Source organism: Shewanella submarina, from assembly GCF_042646185.1.
Taxonomy (GTDB): Bacteria; Pseudomonadota; Gammaproteobacteria; order Enterobacterales; family Shewanellaceae; genus Shewanella; species Shewanella corallii.
In genome coordinates this window covers 405,625-424,287 of record NZ_JBHRTD010000001.1, presented here as the reverse complement: position 1 = coordinate 424,287, position 18,663 = coordinate 405,625, and the positions used below count along the sequence as shown (strand labels likewise).

At 48.9% G+C, this 18,663-nt stretch carries 17 protein-coding genes; 3 read left to right on the top strand and 14 right to left on the bottom strand.

What is annotated here, in order from left to right:
* Nucleotides 1-96 precede the first annotated feature (96 nt).
* Complete coding sequence (locus ACFOE0_RS01990; RefSeq protein WP_248937279.1) at nucleotides 97-1,020, bottom strand: hypothetical protein; 924 nt, start codon at nucleotides 1,018-1,020, stop codon at nucleotides 97-99.
* Nucleotides 1,017-1,889 (bottom strand): hypothetical protein, encoded by an 873-nt coding sequence (locus tag ACFOE0_RS01985; RefSeq protein ID WP_248937278.1) that lies wholly within the window; start codon nucleotides 1,887-1,889, stop codon nucleotides 1,017-1,019. Before ACFOE0_RS01985 ends, ACFOE0_RS01990 begins: the two co-directional genes overlap by 4 nt.
* 207 nt (nucleotides 1,890-2,096) lie before the next feature.
* On the opposite strand from ACFOE0_RS01985, the gene ACFOE0_RS01980 reads away from it, so the two are divergent.
* Together ACFOE0_RS01980 and ACFOE0_RS01975 are read left to right on the top strand one after the other, a co-directional pair.
* Entirely contained in the window at nucleotides 2,097-2,990 is an 894-nt protein-coding gene (locus ACFOE0_RS01980; RefSeq protein ID WP_248937277.1) for a S1/P1 nuclease, read from the top strand.
* A gap of 13 nt (nucleotides 2,991-3,003) precedes the next feature.
* Nucleotides 3,004-6,027: a TonB-dependent receptor gene (locus ACFOE0_RS01975; RefSeq protein WP_248937276.1), complete on the top strand. Its 3,024-nt coding sequence runs from the start codon at nucleotides 3,004-3,006 to the stop codon at nucleotides 6,025-6,027.
* Between the two features lie 130 nt (nucleotides 6,028-6,157).
* Here ACFOE0_RS01975 and ACFOE0_RS01970 read toward each other — a convergent pair whose 3' ends face one another.
* On the bottom strand, nucleotides 6,158-6,736 hold the full coding sequence (locus ACFOE0_RS01970; protein WP_248937275.1) for an anthranilate synthase component II: 579 nt from the start codon (nucleotides 6,734-6,736) through the stop codon (nucleotides 6,158-6,160).
* Nucleotides 6,737-6,925: 189 nt separating this feature from the next.
* Here ACFOE0_RS01970 and ACFOE0_RS01965 point away from each other — a divergent pair, with 189 nt between their 5' ends.
* Entirely contained in the window at nucleotides 6,926-8,008 is a 1,083-nt protein-coding gene (locus tag ACFOE0_RS01965) for a GGDEF domain-containing protein (protein ID WP_248937274.1), read from the top strand.
* A gap of 37 nt (nucleotides 8,009-8,045) precedes the next feature.
* Here ACFOE0_RS01965 and ACFOE0_RS01960 read toward each other — a convergent pair whose 3' ends face one another.
* The 11 genes from ACFOE0_RS01960 to mutL form a co-directional block, all read right to left on the bottom strand.
* Nucleotides 8,046-8,477 (bottom strand): ClpXP protease specificity-enhancing factor, encoded by a 432-nt coding sequence (locus ACFOE0_RS01960; RefSeq protein WP_248937273.1) that lies wholly within the window; start codon nucleotides 8,475-8,477, stop codon nucleotides 8,046-8,048.
* The gene (gene sspA, locus ACFOE0_RS01955) at nucleotides 8,478-9,107 is read right to left on the bottom strand and encodes a stringent starvation protein SspA (RefSeq protein ID WP_248937272.1); all 630 of its coding nucleotides are present in this window, start codon (nucleotides 9,105-9,107) and stop codon (nucleotides 8,478-8,480) included. It lies immediately after the preceding gene.
* Between the two features lie 90 nt (nucleotides 9,108-9,197).
* The gene (locus ACFOE0_RS01950; protein WP_248937271.1) at nucleotides 9,198-9,902 is read right to left on the bottom strand and encodes a cytochrome c1; all 705 of its coding nucleotides are present in this window, start codon (nucleotides 9,900-9,902) and stop codon (nucleotides 9,198-9,200) included.
* Complete coding sequence (locus tag ACFOE0_RS01945; RefSeq protein ID WP_248937270.1) at nucleotides 9,899-11,116, bottom strand: cytochrome b; 1,218 nt, start codon at nucleotides 11,114-11,116, stop codon at nucleotides 9,899-9,901. The genes ACFOE0_RS01950 and ACFOE0_RS01945 overlap by 4 nt, the downstream gene beginning before the upstream one ends.
* A complete protein-coding gene (petA, locus tag ACFOE0_RS01940; RefSeq protein ID WP_248937269.1) occupies nucleotides 11,116-11,706 on the bottom strand; it encodes a ubiquinol-cytochrome c reductase iron-sulfur subunit in 591 nt (196 codons plus the stop codon). The genes ACFOE0_RS01945 and petA overlap by 1 nt, the downstream gene beginning before the upstream one ends.
* A gap of 427 nt (nucleotides 11,707-12,133) precedes the next feature.
* Nucleotides 12,134-13,012, bottom strand: coding sequence for a protease modulator HflC (gene hflC / locus ACFOE0_RS01935; RefSeq protein ID WP_248937268.1), 879 nt, complete (start codon nucleotides 13,010-13,012; stop codon nucleotides 12,134-12,136).
* 3 nt (nucleotides 13,013-13,015) lie between these two features.
* Nucleotides 13,016-14,170 (bottom strand): FtsH protease activity modulator HflK, encoded by a 1,155-nt coding sequence (gene hflK, locus ACFOE0_RS01930; protein WP_248937267.1) that lies wholly within the window; start codon nucleotides 14,168-14,170, stop codon nucleotides 13,016-13,018.
* A 61-nt stretch (nucleotides 14,171-14,231) separates the two neighbouring features.
* A complete protein-coding gene (gene hflX, locus ACFOE0_RS01925) occupies nucleotides 14,232-15,515 on the bottom strand; it encodes a ribosome rescue GTPase HflX (RefSeq protein ID WP_248937266.1) in 1,284 nt (427 codons plus the stop codon).
* 18 nt (nucleotides 15,516-15,533) lie between these two features.
* Nucleotides 15,534-15,809 (bottom strand): RNA chaperone Hfq, encoded by a 276-nt coding sequence (hfq, locus tag ACFOE0_RS01920; RefSeq protein WP_248937265.1) that lies wholly within the window; start codon nucleotides 15,807-15,809, stop codon nucleotides 15,534-15,536.
* 96 nt (nucleotides 15,810-15,905) lie between these two features.
* Nucleotides 15,906-16,832, bottom strand: coding sequence for a tRNA (adenosine(37)-N6)-dimethylallyltransferase MiaA (miaA, locus tag ACFOE0_RS01915; protein WP_248937264.1), 927 nt, complete (start codon nucleotides 16,830-16,832; stop codon nucleotides 15,906-15,908).
* Nucleotides 16,810-18,663, bottom strand: a complete 1,854-nt coding sequence (gene mutL / locus ACFOE0_RS01910; protein WP_248937263.1) for a DNA mismatch repair endonuclease MutL — start codon at nucleotides 18,661-18,663, stop codon at nucleotides 16,810-16,812. Before mutL ends, miaA begins: the two co-directional genes overlap by 23 nt.

Below are 18,663 nucleotides of genomic sequence, written 5' to 3'. Positions count from 1 at the left end.
TTATATCACAGGATGCCCAGTTAGCTTGAGCCATGTTGAATCTGAACTTTGACAAACAATCGATACGTTGCGGAGCATTCCAGAATAAAGCCCTGGTTACCGGCCAAGAATCTCGTAATCCTGGTCCGATATTTGTCTGAGACCATAATGGTGGAGCTTGGATCTGGAGCCCTCACCATGAGCCTTGGGAGGATAGTAATTGCCCTTTAGCGATGGCTGTTCGGCATAGACCTCATCCAATACAGCCCTGATATCACTTAGAGTTTTATCAAGACTGTTTTTAAAGTTTGGCCGTTTGCGAACTGTATGCCCCAGCTCAACCAAACGTAAGAAGTATTTGTTCGCCAGTGTCTGTAACTCTTCCGGCATATCTTTATTCTGGCTCAGTAAAGTCTCGTTATCCCTGGAGCAAAACTCCAGCAACGCCGCGTAAAAGCAAATAGGCTTGTTCGCCATCACCACGGCAGACCCACCGCTTGAATGCCTCAAGGTCCGCTGTTGCAGGTCGAGAATCAGCCTGGGATTGAGCAATTGATCTTCGGGAGTGATTTCCGCTACAACTTCCGGACGAAGCCTCGAATAACAAAGAGCAGTCAGGATAAGTGCCAACACCAGGCAGGTAAAAGAGGTATAGTCCGCAATATTCCTGGGGGCCGCATAAAAAGTAAGCACCAACTTATCACTGGGCGTAACCAGTATTTTGATGATTTCCGCATCGGCTGCGATTCTCTCGGGGGGCCCCAACTCAATCAATAGCACAGGTGAAGCCTGACGTTGCAACTCTTGATTAATTGTCTCTATGTAGCGGGATATTATTTCTCCCCGCTCAACCTGATACCCCGCGTTGCCAGACAGTGGCAATCGGCTCATGTCCAAAGCAACACGGTTGGCAACAGTGTCGACTCCGGCTTGTTGATTGTCAGCCCTGGACCAGTCAACACCAGCAATATATATCAGCTGCAACAGCAACCAGAATCCCAGAAATATCGGCAACAACTGCCAGCGTTTACCAATACTCATTGGCCCTCCGGCGATTCGCACTGCCAGACGGGAGTTACATCTCTGAAGTAGCCATTCATTGTCCGCGACAGCGAGATAAGATCATCCTGTACAGCGCAAACCAGATCTGTGTTTCTTTGGGCGAGCTTTAGATACCAGCGAGCCCCGCTGATATTTTCCCGTATCGGGGTAATGTAATTGCGGGAGAACGCTTTTTCGTCTGCCTCCTGCCAATAGGTCGAAATAATATCCACTTCACCGGCAGCCAACAGGTTTCTCAGCTCAGCGTGGGAACTGGCATAGCGAATATCCAACTCATCCACATCCAGACCCAGGGTGTTAAAAAGCCGTTTTGGCAGAATATGACCCGAGCGACTGGTCGGTGAAGAGAGGAGGCCCAGAGTTTTCCCTATGTAGTAAGACTTCTCCAGCAGGGGTTTTTCTTTATTGGAAAGCAGGAATGCAGAATAGCTGGGGTATTGAAGTATGGCGTGGTAGTTGTGCGTAGGCTCCCCCATTAGAGCCTGCATAATGTTTTCATTGGTCATGACCAGATCTGCCAGTCCCTTACCGAGAAACTCAAGCGCATCACTGACTTTATATCCCCAGACTACCTCTACTGTGCCAAATTGCCTCACGATCACTGGGTTCTGACACAACTTTTCCAGCAAGGGGGCAGCAAGGGCCTCTTCCGGGATATGCACAACGAACATATCTCTGTTAACGGCTCCGGGGATCTCGCATTGAGCCGACAACGACAACAGAGAACGCCCGGAAAGATCTGGAGCCTCTCCCTGCAGCATTCCCAGCGTCATACTTACGGCGGAAAAAAGTAATAAAAACGAAACAATTAACCAGCCTGATGCTCTGTAATCCGTCAGTGCTGTCATTCAATCCTCATTGAATCTCAAGTCCACCGCAATTCAAACAAAAAAAATTACCTGTTACAACAGGTTAATTTACCTGTCACACGCAACCTATTGTTTACATTAAATTGTTAACAAGAAATTATGAATATTGATAAGTACTTTCAAGAGCTATGTTAAATGTTGGACAATAGCACCAACAAATTAACGAGATAACAACAACACCAACCAATGAGAAACATTCTATTTGGGGCGCAACTGCTGGCATTAATTCTGGTTTCGGCACTGGTCAGTTCAGATGCCCTGGCCTGGGGACAGAACGGCCACAGAGTTATAGGTCAGGTAGCAGAGAATCACCTGACGCCCAATGCCAACAGAACTGTGGCGGCTTTGCTGGGGGAGGACAGTCTCGCGGAAGTCTCCACCTGGGCAGATGAGATGCGTTCAAACCCGGATGAAATGTGGCAGGGTATGCACCATTGGCACTACATCAACATCAATGGCACCAATGACTTCAACCCTCATGCCTACAAAGTGGATGCCGATACCCCCCATAAAGATATTCAGAACATTTATGGGGCCATTCTGAAATCGATTGCTGTGCTCGAATCCCCAACCAGCAGCCAGCAGGAAAAAGCATTTCACCTGAAGTTGCTTACTCATATGGTCGGCGATATTCATCAGCCCATGCATGCAGGACATAAACATGACAAAGGCGGTAACGATGTCGATGTCGAGTTTTTCTGCAGCCCCACCAACCTGCATGCCCTGTGGGATACCAAGCTGATTGAATCTTTAAACCTGTCATACACAGAGCTGGCGGCGTTTATCGATACCAATAATTCATCGCTGATTGACGAAGCACTGAACTCCGCGCCTTCAGACTGGGTACTGGAGTCTCATACTCTGGCCCAGCGTCTGTATCAGCAACCTAAAACCGGCCTTTCCTATCGCTATATCTACGACTTTATGCCGCTGGTGAAGCAACAACTGCTTCTTGGGGGCGTACGTCTTGCCGGATTACTCAACCAAATCTTCGATGATTCTGCACCTATGTCTGTCAGTGGTAAGACAGATGTCGGCGCGGAAACATCAAACCTCAGTACCCAAAAAAATAACCGTTAAGGGAAATGTTGAAATGAGCAACGCACTGAAGAAAAACGCTCTTGCACTGGCAATTGTTGCCGGTCTTGGTATGAGCGGCGCCGCTTTCGCTAATGAGACAACGTCCAGCATTAATGGCCGTGTCCTGACGCCGACAGGCCAACCCGCAGCAGGAACTGAAGTCATCATTATCCACATACCATCTGGTACAACGAAAGTGGCTACAGTTAATGACGCAGGTATTTTTACCGCAAAAGGCCTGAGGGTTGGTGGCCCATACAAGGTTATTCTGGACTCTAACGAATATCAGGATGCTGACGTTGATGACATCTTCCTGTCTCTGGGTCGCGCATACGACTTGAGCGTAGAGCTGGAGAACGCGAGCAATTCGGCGATTGAAACTATTACCGTCACCGGAGACATCTCCCGAGCAGTTGCTTACAGTGAAAATGGTCCTTCAGCAAACTTTAACCTGGAACAGCTTCAAGATTTTCCAGCCATCAATAGAAATATTTCAGACATTGTCAGAATGGACCCGCGTATCTCAGTGGATGAATCACGCGGTGATATCAATGCCATCCAGTGCGCCGGTAAAAGCCCTCGCTTTAATAGCCTGACCCTGGATGGCGTCAGAATGAACGACTCTTTCGGCTTGAATGCCAATGGTTACCCCACAGAAAGAATGCCATTCTCTTACGATGCCATCGAGCAGGTTGCTGTTGAACTGGCGCCTTTTGATGTTACCTATGGTGGCTTTACCGCTTGTAATATCAACGCGGTGACTAAATCCGGAGCCAATGAAGTATATGGCGGCATGTTTATTGACTACACCAATAACAATATGCGTGGTGACTCGCTTGAAGGCGATAAAGTCAATATTGGTGATTACAACGAAACCCGTTATGGCGTAAACGTTGGGCTGCCAATTATTGAAGATAAAGTATTCCTGTTTGCGGCCTATGAGAAACAGCAGGGCACTAACCTGTTTAACCGCGGCCCCATTGGCTCAGGTGCAGTCGAAGAGATAGGGCTTTCACAAGCCGCACTTGATGAAATCGCCGAAATTGCCAAGACAAAGTACCAGTATGATCCGGGTGGTATTCCAACCAGTCTGGATAATGAAGATGAAAAACTTCTTATCAAACTCGACTGGAACATCAACGACGCTCATCGTTTTGCCTTCACTTATAACTACAATGATGGCAATAACTTCACAGAGTCCGATGGTGATTTGGATGAGTTTGAGTTCGAAAACCACCTTTATGAGAGAGGGGCTGAACTTAACTCATATTCAGGCGCGCTCTATTCAGACTGGACTGATAGCTTCTCTACCGAAATGCGTGTGGGCTATCTGAAGCTGGACAACCGCCAAAACTCAGTGGGTGGCACTGACTTTGGTGAAATGCGGGTTAAAGTAGACGGTGTTAATGTTTATTTGGGTGGAGATGACAGCCGTCAGGCGAACGACTTGAATTATGATCTGTTTAACCTGTCACTGCGCGGTTACTACTACATGGACAATGGTCACAACCTGACCTTTGGCTATGAGCGTGACACTCTGGATGTATTTAACCTGTTTGTGCAGCATACAGAGACTGAAATTCGCTTCAATAGCATTGAAGATTTCAGAGACGGCTATGCCAGTGCCATCTATTACAACAATGCCCCTTCTGGTAATCCAAACGATGCTGCCGCCGATTGGGGGTATAGCGCCAACTCTGTGTATTTCCAGGATGCGTTTTATCCAACGGACAACCTGAGAGTAGTCGCTGGCCTGCGTTATGACTGGTATGAAACCAGCGACAGTCCGATTGAGAACCCTGAGTTTGTTGAATCTTATGGCTTCTCCAACTCTACCAATCTTGATGGCGAAGGCCTGCTACAACCCCGCCTGGGATTAACCTATGAGCTGGATACCGACACAGTAATCCGTGGCGGCGTGGGGCTGTTTACCGGTGGTAACCCAAATGTATGGTTATCCAATAACTTTTCAAATAACAATGTGCTTCAATTTGGCCAAAGAGGTAAAGACTTTGGTTACACCGATGGTTCACGCTCGTTGTTTGACAGTGATGTAGTTTATCTCGGGCTGGAAGACGGCGTACCTAATGGCCCAGGGTATGGAGTTCCTTCTGAGCTGTATAACGCGGTTGCTGCTGGAGATGGCCGTAACTTTGAGCTGAACTATCTGGATCCCAACTTTAAGTTACCCTCTGAGTGGAAAATCTCTACCGGAGTTACCCATATCTTCCCTCAGGACTATGTGCTGAATGCCGACCTGTTGGTATCAATTTCAAAAGACGCCGCTATTGTAAAACGTGCAGACTTGGAACAAACGGGTACTACGGATGAAGGTTATCCCATCTATGAAAGTACCAAGTTAGGAGCTTTCGTCTTAACCAACACTAATGAAACCAGCACCTCTTATACTGCATCTCTAGGTATCAGTAAGAGTCATGAAAATGGCATCAGCTGGATGGCCGGTTACGCCTATAATGATGCTGAAGATGTGCAGCCTATGACAAGTTCAGTGGCATTCTCCAACTACGTAAATAGAGCCTTTTTCGACCCTCAGGAAGAGGTCGTCAGCCGCTCTAATTATAATGTTCGCCACCGTTTCACCGCGAACTTTAACTGGAGCAAAGAACTGATTGCTGGCTATGAAACCACTGTCTCCCTGTTTGGTTTATTGACAGAAGGTGAACCCTACAGTCTGACACTGAGTGCCGATGATAGTTTTGGGATTTATAAGTTTTCTCCATTTCTTGATGAGACGAACAATGTGCTGCCAGTTGGTGGTGTAAGAAACTCAGAAATTGGCTCTTGGTGGGGCAAGGTGGATATGCAAGTTACTCAACAAATGCCTGCCTTCAGTGCAGAGCATAAGTCTGAGGCCTTCATTGTTATCGATAACCTGACCAACCTGTTAAACGATGACTGGGGCATTCTTGAAAAAGCCAACTTCCCGGGTAATGTGACTATCGGCGAAAAAGCAGAAGGTCGTATTGGTGATGCATCGCTGTGGGAAATCCGTGTAGGTTTACGTTACGAGTTCTAAGCTAAATCTTCGCTGAAAAAAGGGCATCGATTGATGCCCTTTTTTATTCCTCTGACCCGTCCTGAATACAGTTGACACCTTCCAGATATCTGTTGGAACAGTTTGCTGGCACCTCGGTCAACCACCTAAACTAACTCAATCCCGTATCTAAAAAGTTCTGCAGCAGTTCGTGACCTTGGCGAGTGAGGATTGATTCAGGGTGAAACTGAACACCATATAACGGCATGGCACTATGGCTCATTCCCATAATTTCGCGTCCATGAACGGGATCGTCATACCAAGCATCCAGTTCAAAGCACTTGGGAATGCTGTTCAATAGCAGAGAGTGATATCGTGTCACTGTTAAAGGGTTCTCAAGCCCCCTAAACACACCACAGTTATTATGGCTGATATTACTGGTCTTGCCGTGCATGACTCTTTGCGCTCTGACCACCTCAACACCGAATACCTGACCTATCGCCTGATGCCCCAAACAAACGCCAAGCAGGGGAATCTGGCCGGCAAAACTCTCAATCGCTTTGAGGGACACGCCAGCTTCGTTGGGACTACAAGGACCCGGAGAGATAACCAGATGTGAGGGAGCAATATCTTTGATCTCCGCCACACTGATCTCATCATTGCGGCGAACCATGATCTCCTGCCCCAGCTGCTGGAAATATTGCACCAGGTTAAAGGTGAAAGAGTCATAGTTGTCGATCATCAACAGCATTAAAGTGTCCCGAAAAATCCATTGCCAAGATTGGCTTACTGGCGGCGAATGCTACCACAGCCAAAGCCGACATTCATCAACACCAAACATGGTCTAGACTTGACAGAAGGCATGACTATAACCAAAACATCACCGCCTTTCCCTGAGCTGTTAATTTAACTGGACCGGTAAGGATGGCCCAGAGCCTATATGTTGCGTCGACTGATAACACTGGGGTGCGAATACTCTGATACCAAGACACTGGAACGAAAGATCATTCTGGTGAACATTGCTGCGCTGCTTTCTATTATTACCACTACCGCTTACTACCTGCTTTATCTCATCTACGACAATTCAGCCCTGATGTTCTCAGGGGGATGTCAGATGTTGTTACTCCCGCTGTTCTCGCTGTCATTGTGGAACAACTATAGAGGTAATTTCACCTCAGCCCGCTGGCTGCTGTTTTTAGTTGCAGTGATCAGTGTGTTGACGGCTATCACTACAGGACAGGGAACCGTCTTCAACACCCATTTTTACTTTATGCTTTTTGCCATCCTTCCCATTGCATTGTTTCGCAATGAAGAATGGTTAAGTAAAGCTGCTATGACATCGCTCAACATGATTATCTATATCTATCTTGAGGTGTTTGGCTGGCCCCATGATCCGGCAATGGAACTCCTGAACCAAAGTCAGGTTATGTTTCTGCAGGTCATGGTTGCTGCATCCTGTATCTCCTGCTTGATGATATTGCAATCCATTAACGAGGTTTACGCTGAACAGGCGGAGCAATCACTGCAGCGACAGGCATTCACAGACGGTTTGACGGGCCTTTACAATCGTCGCTACTTCTCCATCCAGCTCAAGCAAAAAATGGCTCAGGCTCCCCTATGTTTGCTGATGATGGATGTAGATCATTTTAAGCAGGTAAATGACAACTATGGTCATGATGCGGGAGATCAGGCGTTGAAGCACCTGGCAGAGGTGGTGACTGAGCATTTGCGCTCAAATGAACTCTTTGCCCGAATTGGAGGAGAGGAGTTTGCGCTGATATTACCGGCAAAGGAGGCCCGTCAACGAGCCGAAAAACTCAGGCTTGCCATTGCATCTACCCCCCTCTTTTATAAATCCAGACGCATAGACCTCACAGTTTCTATTGGCGTCTATCAAAAGGGCAATGGTGACTCTGAAGAAGATATTATGAGGGGAGCAGATAAGGCTCTGTATCTGGCCAAGGTTCAGGGTCGCGACAGAGTGATCACCAACTCAGCCCCTGAATACAAAAAAACCAGCTGAATCAGCTGGTTTTTTCTGGCGAATATCTGTGGTCCTGTTATTTGACCACAGTCAGATGAGGGCGACGTTTTTCAGGCTCTTCTTCAGCCTTAACCACGTCATCACTCATCAACTCCTGCTCTTCAATCATGGCATCATCAGCCATATAAGCTTCTTCCATTTCGAACACCACGCCTGCACCATTCTCACGGGCATAGATGGCAATAACGGAAGCTAAAGGCAGGACTATTTGCTGAGGAACACCGCCAAAGCGGGCACTGAACTCAACAAAATCATTCCCCAATTGCAGATTGCTGACCGCCGAAGGCGCAACATTCAGCACTATCTGCCCATCTTTAACATATTGCTGCGGAACCCGGGTGCCTTCGACATGAGCATCAACCACCAGATGGGGGGTCAGGTCATTGTCCAGCAACCATTCAAAGTAGGCACGCAACAGATATGGACGATGGGGAGTCATATTTGCCATTTACAGCCCCATGCGCAATTCACGTTCAGCTTCGGTCAGAGAAGCCTTGAATGATTCACGCTCGAAAATGCGGGTCATATAAGCATTGATGTCTTTGGCAATACGGGCGTCCAGCTCAATACCCAGAGCAGGCAAACGCCACAACAGTGGACCAAGATAACAATCAGCCAGACCGAACTCTTCGCTCATAAAGTATGGCATTTCAGCAAATACTGGCGCCACAGCAGTCAGGCTTTCAGCCAGCTCTTTACGAGCGGCATCGGCACGGTCACCTTTCTTGATGCGATCAACCAGCACATACCAATCGCTTTCGATTCTGTGCATCATCAGACGGGTTTGGCCGCGGGATACAGGATAAACCGGCATCAGAGGCGGGTGAGGGAAGCGCTCATCCAGATATTCCATGATGATGCGAGACTCGTACAGAACCAGTTCACGGTCTACCAAAGTCGGAACTGTGTTGTAAGGGTTAACTTCCAACAAGTCCTCTGGCATATCGCTTGGGTTTACCTGCAACACATCAACAGTGACACCTTTTTCTGCCAAAACAATGCGAACTTGATGGCTATACAGATCATCGGCCCCGGAGAACAGGGTCATGACAGAGCGTTTATTGGCAGCAAGAGCCATTGATACCCTCCAGAATCAGAAACAAAGAAACGAGGGGCCCAGCCCCCCGTTTACACTATGCGGATAGTATATTCTACCTGCTAAACAGGCCTAGTGTACATCCTTCCAATACTCTTTCTTGAGCAGGAACGCAAAGATGAAGAAGATGAACAGGAAGCCCAGTACCCAGTAACCCAGGCGCTCACGTTCGAGTCGCACAGGTTCAGCCGAGTAAGCCAGGAAAGCTGTCAGATCTTTCACTACCTGCTGATACTCTTCTGGAGTCAGCTGGCCGCCGGTCGCTACGATAGTGCCATCTTCCTGCAGCAGCGGAACACCCTGCAGCTCTTCCAACACATGCGGCATACCCACCATAGGGAACACAGTGTTGTTAGCACCAAATGGACGCGATGGATCCTGATAGAAGCTGTTCAGATAGGTGTAAACCCAATCTTCACCGCGTACACGGGATACCATGGTCAGATCCGGTGGCGCCGCGCCAAACCACTTTGCCGCATCCTTTTCAGGAATGGCGTTTTCCATCAGCTCACCGATCTTGGCGTCGGTAGGGATGTAGTTGGCTCGCATCTCATCAACAGAGATACCCAGGTCTTCGGCCACGCGACCATAACGCTGATACTGAGTGCTGTGGCAGGCTGCGCAATACTGCTGGAAATAACCCAGACCGCGTTGCAGAGACTCCTGATCCTTCAGCTGTTCTGTCCAATCGATGCCGGTAGGCTCAATCTTAGGACCGCCCGCTGCCAGTACCAGGCTGGGTACCAGAGCAAACAATGCAATCAGTAATTTTTTCATTTGAATGTCACCCTCTCTGGTACAGGCTTGGTCTTTTCGTTCTTACTGTAAATCCACAGTGCGATGAAGAATCCAAAGTAAGTGATGGTGAAAATACGTGCCGCGATAGTCAGTGCAGGTGTTGCCGGTACCGCACCCAGGTAACCCAGGACGATAAAGGACACAGTGAACTGAGCAATGTTCAGCTTATGGACAATGCTGCGATAACGGATAGACTTAACGTTACAGCGATCCAGCCAAGGCAGTACAAACAGCACCAGAATCGACAGACCCATCATGATCACGCCGCCCAACTTATCGGGAACAGCACGCAGAATGGCGTAGAAAGGAGTGAAGTACCAAACAGGTGCAATATGCTCAGGCGTCTTCATTGGGTTAGCCGCTTCAAAGTTTGGCTTTTCAAGGAAGTAACCGCCGCCCTCTGGCATAAAGAAGAGCACATAGCAGAACAGGATAAGGAAGCCTGCCACACCAACAATGTCTTTCACTGTGTAGTATGGGTGGAATGGAATGCCATCCACAGGCCAGCCATTCTCATCTTTGTTCTTCTTAATTTCAACGCCGTCTGGGTTGTTGGAACCCACTTCGTGCAGTGCAATCAGATGCAGGAATACCAGCACAACCAACACCAGTGGCAGCGCGATAACGTGCAGAGCAAAGAAGCGGTTCAGGGTCGCGCCGGACACGACGTAATCACCACGGATCCACAGAGTCAGGTCGTCACCTATAACAGGAATCGCACCAAACAGAGAGATAATTACCTGAGCACCCCAGTAGGACATCTGTCCCCATGGCAGCAGATAGCCCATAAAGGCTTCAGCCATCAGCACCAGGAAGATCAGCATACCGAACAACCACAGCAGCTCCCGTGGCTTTTGGTATGAACCGTAGATCAAACCACGGAACATGTGCAGGTAGATCACCACGAAGAATGCAGAAGCACCTGTGGAGTGCATATAGCGCAACAACCAGCCATATTCCACATCGCGCATGATGTACTCAATGGAGGCAAAGGCGCCTTCTGCAGTTGGTACATAGTTCATGGTCAGCCAGATACCGGTCAGCAGCTGGTTTACCAATACCAGCAGAGCCAGAGAGCCGAAGAAGTACCAAAAGTTAAAGTTCTTTGGGGTAGCGTATTGGCCGACGTGACGGTTATAGGTCGCCGTCATCGGAATACGGGCATCAATCCAATCAATAATCTTGTTAGCCATTACGCAGCTCCTTCGCTGACACCGATAAGCACGGTGCTATCATCCAGATACTGATGTGGCGGGATAACCAGGTTCAGTGGTGCCGGTACACCCGAGAATACACGGCCGGCCATGTCAAACTTGGAACCGTGACAAGGGCAGAAGAAACCTGATGCAACACCTTCAACCTGCTCACCGAATGAATCAGGCAGGTAGGTAGGTGAACAACCCAGGTGAGTACAAAGACCAACAGCGATAAAGTACTCAGGGTTGATAGCACGGGTTGGGTTCTGTGCATATTCAGGCTGCTGAGGCTCTTCTGAATTGGGATCACGAAGCTGATCATCGAGAGAGGGAAGCACATCCAGAACTTCCTTGGTACGGCGAACTACCCATACGGGCTTGCCTCGCCATTCAACGCGGATCAATTGACCCGGTTCAATCTTACTGATATTGACTTCTACCGGCGCGCCCGCAGCTTTTGCCTTGGCACTCGGATTCCATGACTTAATAAAGGGAACCGCTACAGCGACGGCACCAGCACCGCCAATTACAGCGGTTGCGGCGGTCAGGAATCTGCGACGTCCGGTATCGACTGGCGCATTGCTCATCCACTTATCTCCAAGAGGGTGTAGGAATGTTCGTTCTAATAATAGTCGTCCTACAAAGTTCTGCCTTCCCGGCAGAAATTTGAGACGCGGCTCATTATAACGAAAATTTAGAAGCAGATCATAGCGAAAACAGATAACAATCGATGTAACTTTGTCATTTTTGTGAAAAACCGGCCAAAACCAAAGATAACAATACCAACAATCCCCTTACTCCACAGGACAAATGCCAAACGCAAAAATAAAGTGTCCTATTTATGAATAAGTTACGTCTGATATTAGCCATCTCTCCAGACTGCACATTCAATTGAGAGTATTTTCCGTTTCTGTTCCAACATTCTGTGTCGGAGACTATCCAGCCGTACGGTGCCTGTTCAGGCAATAAAAAACCCGGCGTCAGGCCGGGTTTTCGTTTACAGAGCAAACTGGATTATTTTCCCGTCTCACTCTTCATATAACGGAAAAACTCGCTGTCTGGTTCAAGTACCATTACGTCAGAGTTGTTATTGAAACTCTCACGATAGGCCTCAAGACTACGCATAAACGCATAGAACTCTGGGTCTTTGGAGTAAGTATCAGCGTAGATCTTTGCCGCCTGCGCATCACCCTCACCTCGCACCGTCAGCGCTTTACGTTGAGCTTCTGCAATCTGAATCTCCACGTTGGCGTCTGTGGTAGCGCGAATGATTTCAGCTTGCTCACGGCCCTGAGCACGGTGCTCTTTGGCCACAGCCTGACGCTCTGCACGCATACGCTGGTAAATACTGTTACTCACGTTGGCAGGCAGGTTGATCTGCTTAACACGCACATCCACCACTTCAATACCCAGATCTTTGGCACTCTCTGCAGCATTCTTCAAGGCATCCATCTGCAGCTCATCACGGCTGCCAGACACAATTTCCTTGATGGTACGACGACCAAACTCAGTACGCAGGTCGTTGTTAATTTTACGCTGCAGCAGGCTCTCAGCGTTTGCCTTAATACCACCGTTGGTAGACAGGTAGTACTTGGCAAAGTCCTTGATGCGCCATTTCACATAGGAATCAACCATCAAGTCTTTCTTTTCAGACGTCACAAAACGGTCAGCCGCACCATCCAGAGTCTGGATACGGGAGTCCAGATAACGGATTTTATCAATTACAGGGATCTTCAGGTGAATACCAGGAGCAAATACCTTGGTCTGGTCATCCACCTTCATTACCTTACCGAAACGGGACACAATTGCCCGCTCACCTTCATTAACCACGAATACCGAGGATACGCCGACTACCAGCAGTATCGCGGCAATAATCAGACCAAAACGACCCATCTGTTATTCCCTCCCCAGTCGAATTCGTTCTTCGCGGGACAAGCGCCCGCTTGCAGGCATATTGGAATGTACACTGTTAACAGAGTTGGCTTGTTCCGAAGGTGAAGTTACCTTAGGAGAAGCAGACTCAGATACATTACCCGATGGCTTACGCTCCATCATCTTGTCCAAAGGCAGGTACATCATATTGCCGCTGTTTTTGGCATCAATGATCACCTTGTTATTGCCGGACATCACCTTCTGCATGGTATCCAGATAAAGACGCTGACGGGTTACTTCCGGCGCGGCCTTATACTCGGGCAAAAGCTTTTCGAACTGAGCAACCTGACCTTCTGCTTCCAGTGTGACTCGTTGCTTGTAAGCTTCTGCCTGCTGAGACATACGCTCTACCATACCACGAGCTTTAGGCTCAACTTCACGGGAGTAAGCTTCAGCTTCACGAATGAAACGCTGCTCATCTTCCTGTGCCGCAATGGCATCATCGAAGGCGTCTTTTACTTCTTCAGGCGGACGCGCCGGCAGGAAGTTCACATCAACAACGGTAAGACCCAGATTGTAAGGCTCGATAATACGTTCCAGCTCTTTCCAGGTATCGTTACGAATACCTTCACGGCCAGTCGTCAGGATATCGTCCATCTTGTTGTGGCCGATAACATAACGCAGCGCACTGTCAGTGGCTTCACGCAGACTGGAATTGGCGTCTACCGCACTGAACAGATATTTGTATGGATCGGTAACCCGATACTGAACATCCATTTCAACCTGAACCAGGTTTTCGTCAGCCGTCAGCATGCTGCCCGCTGCAGGGATAGAACGTACAGTTTCTACGTCAACCGGATACACTTCTTCAATGAAAGTAGGCTTCCACTGCAAGCCAGGCTCAACCAGACCTACGTACTCACCGAATCGCAAAGCCACCCCTCGCTCAGCTTCCTTAACGGAGTAGAGACCAGACAGGAACCAGACGATGGCGGCAATAACCAGAATCAGAATTACGCCATAATTACCTATGCCAGATCCCGAGGACCCGGAACCTTTACCACCAAAGCGCTTGGAGAGGTTACGAAACACCTCATCCAGATCCGGTGGCCCCTTATCATTGCTGCCTTTATTTCCCCAAGGGTCATTGCCCTTGTTTCCGGGCTCATTCCAAGCCATTTAGCACTCCATAAGCGGATAAAATAAAAGAGATTACTACCAAAAGTACCTTATTTGTTCCTTAATGAACAACCAAGGTTTCCAATTCGCCTTCGCTTTGCTTGAGCAATCTTCGCCAGTCAGCATCCGACAGGCGTACATTCAGTATACAGTTACCCAGATCATCGTACTCCTGGTCCTGAATAGCTTCCAGTCGATATAGCTGTCCCAGATAGTGTCCAGCAGCGGCGGGGATCTTCAGCGTCACTTCATGAATGGTGTCACCCACAAGTTCAGTAATCGCTTGCTGGATAAGCTCCAGCCCCAACCTTTGTTGTGCAGAGACCCACACACGGGTTGGAACGCCCTCTGCATCATAATCTATACGTGGCGAAACCTCTTCCAGCAGGTCAATTTTGTTACAAATGATGAGCTGAGGGATCTCATGGGCATCAATCTCCTTCAGCACTTCCTGCACCTGCTCAAAGTTATCAGCCATGTTTTCATCTGCACAGTCAACAACATGCAACAGGAGATCTGCTTCACGGGTTTCCTGCAAAGTAGCCTTGAACGCAGCGACCAGATCGTGGGGAAGGTGACGGATAAAGCCTACGGTATCAGCAAGAAAGACGGCACCATCCTGCAGTTCCAGTTTGCGCAACGTGGGGTCCAGCGTCGCAAACAACTGATCCGCGGCATAGACTTCCGCTGAAGTTAATGCATTGAAAAGTGTAGATTTGCCAGCATTGGTATAACCCACCAATGATACAGTGGGCATATCACTTCGCTGGCGGGCACGACGGCTTTGCTCACGCTGACGGTCAACCTTGTCCAGACGACGGTTAATAGCCTTAATCCGGCCCCGTAATAAACGTCTGTCGGTTTCCAGCTGGGTCTCACCCGGGCCACGTAAGCCAATACCGCCTTTCTGGCGTTCAAGGTGAGTCCATCCCCGTACCAGGCGAGTCGACATGTGGCGCAACTGCGCTAGCTCCACCTGCAACTTACCTTCGTGGGTACGGGCCCGCTGAGCAAAAATATCTAGAATCAGCGTGGTTCGGTCCAGCACCCGGCACTTACAAACCATCTCCAGGTTTCTTTCCTGTGCCGGCGTCAACGCGTGATTGAAAATCACCACATTGGCGTCTGTTGCAGCAACCATGGCAGCTAACTCTTCAGCTTTGCCTGAACCAACAAAAAACTTGCGATCAGGCGCGCGGCGGCTTCCCGTTATCACACCTACAGAGCGTGCACCTGCCGACTCTACCAATAATTGAAGTTCGACAAGATCTTCCCGACTGTTTTCGTCAGAAAAATCGATATGGACAAGTACCGCTGTCTCTCCCGCCTCATAACGATCAAACAAGAAGCAAACCCCTAAAGCTTATTCGCCGTGATTGGCGTCGTCCTGCTGATGGTTGTAACCACCCTGGTTCTGTTGATGACCACCCACGTTAAATGGACGGGAAGGCACAACAGTAGAAATGGCATGCTTGTAGACCATTTGGCTGACAGTGTTTTTCAGCAAAATAACAAACTGGTCAAAAGACTCTACCTGGCCCTGCAGTTTGATGCCGTTAACCAAATAAATAGAAACTGGAACGCGCTCGCGGCGCAGTGCGTTCAAAAATGGGTCTTGTAAAGATTGCCCCTTAGCCATTTCGTCTTTCCTTTTTTAATTTATCTTCAAAATCAAGAATTACAGTTGTATCACACTGTATCTCAAACTCAGTATTATATAGCACGGTCGAATAATCTAGTGACCACGATTTATAATTGTCTTTAAATTTCCTTCATTACCGCTTTCCAGCCATTCCAGGTTTGGCCAGCCGCGCAACCATGTTAATTGACGCTTGGCCAATTGCCTAGTTGCAGCCACGGCTTTTTCGACCATTGTCTGATGGTCAAACTCCCCATCAAGATATTGCCAGCATTGGCGATATCCTACACAGCGCATGGACGGCATCTCAAGGTGAAGGTCACCTCTTTGCTTTAACTGTTGGACTTCTTCAACAAATCCCTGCTGCAACATAATCTCAAAGCGCTTGGCGATTAATTCATGCAACACTTTACGTTCTTTAGGCGCAATCGCATATTGTGCCACACGATAAGGTAAAGCGGTGGATTTGGTTTGCGTTAATTCGGTTAAAGTTTTACCACTTATCCGGAATACTTCTATTGCTCTGGACAGACGCTGAGGATCATTTGGATGTATTCGCTGAGCGGATACAGGATCTATTTGTGTCAGCTCATCATGCAGGGATTGCCACCCCTGTTCAGTGGCCTGAGCCAATATTTCCGCTCTGATACTCTCGTCCGCACTTGGCAGTGGCGAAAGCCCTTCCAACAGCGTTTTAAAATACATCATGGTTCCACCCACTAATATTGGGGTCTTACCTTTGGCAACTATCTCTTCAATTGCCTTGATCGCATCTGCACGAAAATCTGCAGCAGAGTAACTTTCTGCCGGATCCAATATATCCACAAGCCGGTGAGGAGCCTGTGCCAATTCCTCTTGAGAGGGCTTCGCCGTGCCAATATCCATCCCCCGATAGATCAGGGCTGAATCCACAGAAATAATTTCACAGTTGTGATGGGTGGCCAGATCAATCGCGAGCTGTGTTTTGCCAGAGGCCGTAGGCCCCATCAGCAGGATAATTTCAGGCTGTTGTTGTGTGCTCACTCAATTGCTCTTCTAACCAGGATTCCCAGGGGAGCGATCGCCCCTGAGCCAGGATCTGTTGTTGTGTTTCAGGATATTGTTTCAGCTGTTGCCAGACAGATGCAGCAGCATCGAAACCGCCTTTAGTTTGCGCTGTTAGCCAGGCTGCAAGCGCCTCATTGGCAGGTTCTTCTGCGGCCAGCCACTGTAATAAATCAGGAATATTGCTGGCCAGCTGGCTGTCTCTTAAATATGGGGGCACTTTTTTGATAATCAACTGCCCATACTTGATGACCAGCTCAATTCCCAAACGCCGCAACAAAGTCTCACGCATCTCGATAGTATCAGCCCACTGTTCATCTGCAGCTACCGACACCGGCATCAACAAAGGCTGGCCAACGAGACCGGTTTCAAGCTTATCTCTGATCCCTGATTTACGACAAACAGCAGCGGCCGCTGCAATATCGACCAAAACCAGTTGACTGTCTTTGGCTACCACCCAGAATTTACCCGCCAGCACCGGAGGCATATCAGCCGCATCTCTTACCTGTTCGGCACGGCTTTGTTCTGGGGTTTGCATCAGTTGTCCATAGGCTTCAACTGCCGCTTTATCCAGCTGCGGATTGACATATCTGTCTGCAGCCCGACCTGCACTCCCGGACCAGTCGCCATTGCGCCCACTTCCGCTGGAAGAGGACGGGTAGTTGCCCGAATAACTGCGCTGGCCGGTCATTCCATCTACCGCTCTATCATTCCCCTGAGAAACCACACCGGCAGGAGAGCTCATTCCCTGCCATGGCTGCGCACTGTAATCCGCTTGTGGTTGCTCAATCTGAGACTGGGTATTAACAGGCAAAGTATGCGCCTGACTCAAGGCTGATTGCAGCGCCTGCAGAATAAAATCGTGTACATATCGGCTCTGATGGAATCGCACTTCATGTTTGGCTGGATGCACATTGACATCGACCTGATGGGGATCCAGTTCCAACATCAGCACATACCCGGGCTGATCCAGCTCACTCATCTGGGCAAACGCCTGTCGTACAGCATGATTCACCAGGCGGTCACGCACCAAGCGGCCATTAACGTAGAAGTAATGGACATCGGCCGGTTGCACCAACGCAGGGGACTGCAGATAGCCGCTCAATGACATATCGTCATGTTGGCAGTCCACTCTCAGCGCATTGTCAGCAAAAGGCCTGCCTGATACCTGTCCCAGACGCTGCAGGTATTGAGCCTCATTGGTCGCAGGACGATAATTCCGTACCGTTTTACCATTGTGAGACAGGGTAAAGTGCACATCACTGCGAACCAGCGCGATACGTTTCAGCCATTCATCAATATGGCCGAATTCGGTTTTGTCACTTTTCAGGAAACGTCTGCGTGCTGGGGTATTAAAGAACAGATCCACCACTTCAATTGTGGTCCCCTCGGGATGTGCCGCAGGGATCACCTTAACCGCCATTTCTGAACCCTCAGCATAGGCCGCCCAGGCCTCAGATTGCTCAGCGGTACGTGAAGTCATGGTTAATCTGGAAACAGAGCTGATACTGGCCAGCGCCTCACCACGGAAGCCAAAACTCAGGATAGCTTCAAGGTCATCCAGGGTTTCAACTTTGGAGGTCGCATGACGGGATAGCGCCAATGCCAATTCGTCTTTAGCTATACCACCGCCGTTATCCCGGATACGAATAAGCTTGGCGCCGCCCTTCTCGATGTCGATATCAATACGACGGGCGCCGGCATCAATACTGTTTTCTACCAGCTCTTTGACGACAGACGCTGGCCGCTCCACCACCTCTCCCGCGGCTATCTGGTTGGCCAGCTGAGGTGGCAATATTTTAATTGCCAT

Excerpts from the sequence above, each read along its gene's own strand:
- ACFOE0_RS01990 (WP_248937279.1), bottom strand. The coding sequence starts at position 1,020 with ATGAGTATTGGTAAACGCTGGCAGTTGTTGCCGATATTTCTGGGATTC.
- ACFOE0_RS01985 (WP_248937278.1), bottom strand. The coding sequence starts at position 1,889 with ATGACAGCACTGACGGATTACAGAGCATCAGGCTGGTTAATTGTTTCG.
- ACFOE0_RS01980 (WP_248937277.1), top strand. The coding sequence starts at position 2,097 with ATGAGAAACATTCTATTTGGGGCGCAACTGCTGGCATTAATTCTGGTT.
- ACFOE0_RS01975 (WP_248937276.1), top strand. The coding sequence starts at position 3,004 with ATGAGCAACGCACTGAAGAAAAACGCTCTTGCACTGGCAATTGTTGCC.
- ACFOE0_RS01970 (WP_248937275.1), bottom strand. The coding sequence starts at position 6,736 with ATGCTGTTGATGATCGACAACTATGACTCTTTCACCTTTAACCTGGTG.
- ACFOE0_RS01965 (WP_248937274.1), top strand. The coding sequence starts at position 6,926 with ATGTTGCGTCGACTGATAACACTGGGGTGCGAATACTCTGATACCAAG.
- ACFOE0_RS01960 (WP_248937273.1), bottom strand. The coding sequence starts at position 8,477 with ATGGCAAATATGACTCCCCATCGTCCATATCTGTTGCGTGCCTACTTT.
- sspA (WP_248937272.1), bottom strand. The coding sequence starts at position 9,107 with ATGGCTCTTGCTGCCAATAAACGCTCTGTCATGACCCTGTTCTCCGGG.
- ACFOE0_RS01950 (WP_248937271.1), bottom strand. The coding sequence starts at position 9,902 with ATGAAAAAATTACTGATTGCATTGTTTGCTCTGGTACCCAGCCTGGTA.
- ACFOE0_RS01945 (WP_248937270.1), bottom strand. The coding sequence starts at position 11,116 with ATGGCTAACAAGATTATTGATTGGATTGATGCCCGTATTCCGATGACG.
- petA (WP_248937269.1), bottom strand. The coding sequence starts at position 11,706 with ATGAGCAATGCGCCAGTCGATACCGGACGTCGCAGATTCCTGACCGCC.
- hflC (WP_248937268.1), bottom strand. The coding sequence starts at position 13,012 with ATGGGTCGTTTTGGTCTGATTATTGCCGCGATACTGCTGGTAGTCGGC.
- hflK (WP_248937267.1), bottom strand. The coding sequence starts at position 14,170 with ATGGCTTGGAATGAGCCCGGAAACAAGGGCAATGACCCTTGGGGAAAT.
- hfq (WP_248937265.1), bottom strand. The coding sequence starts at position 15,809 with ATGGCTAAGGGGCAATCTTTACAAGACCCATTTTTGAACGCACTGCGC.
- mutL (WP_248937263.1), bottom strand. The coding sequence starts at position 18,663 with ATGGCAATTAAAATATTGCCACCTCAGCTGGCCAACCAGATAGCCGCG.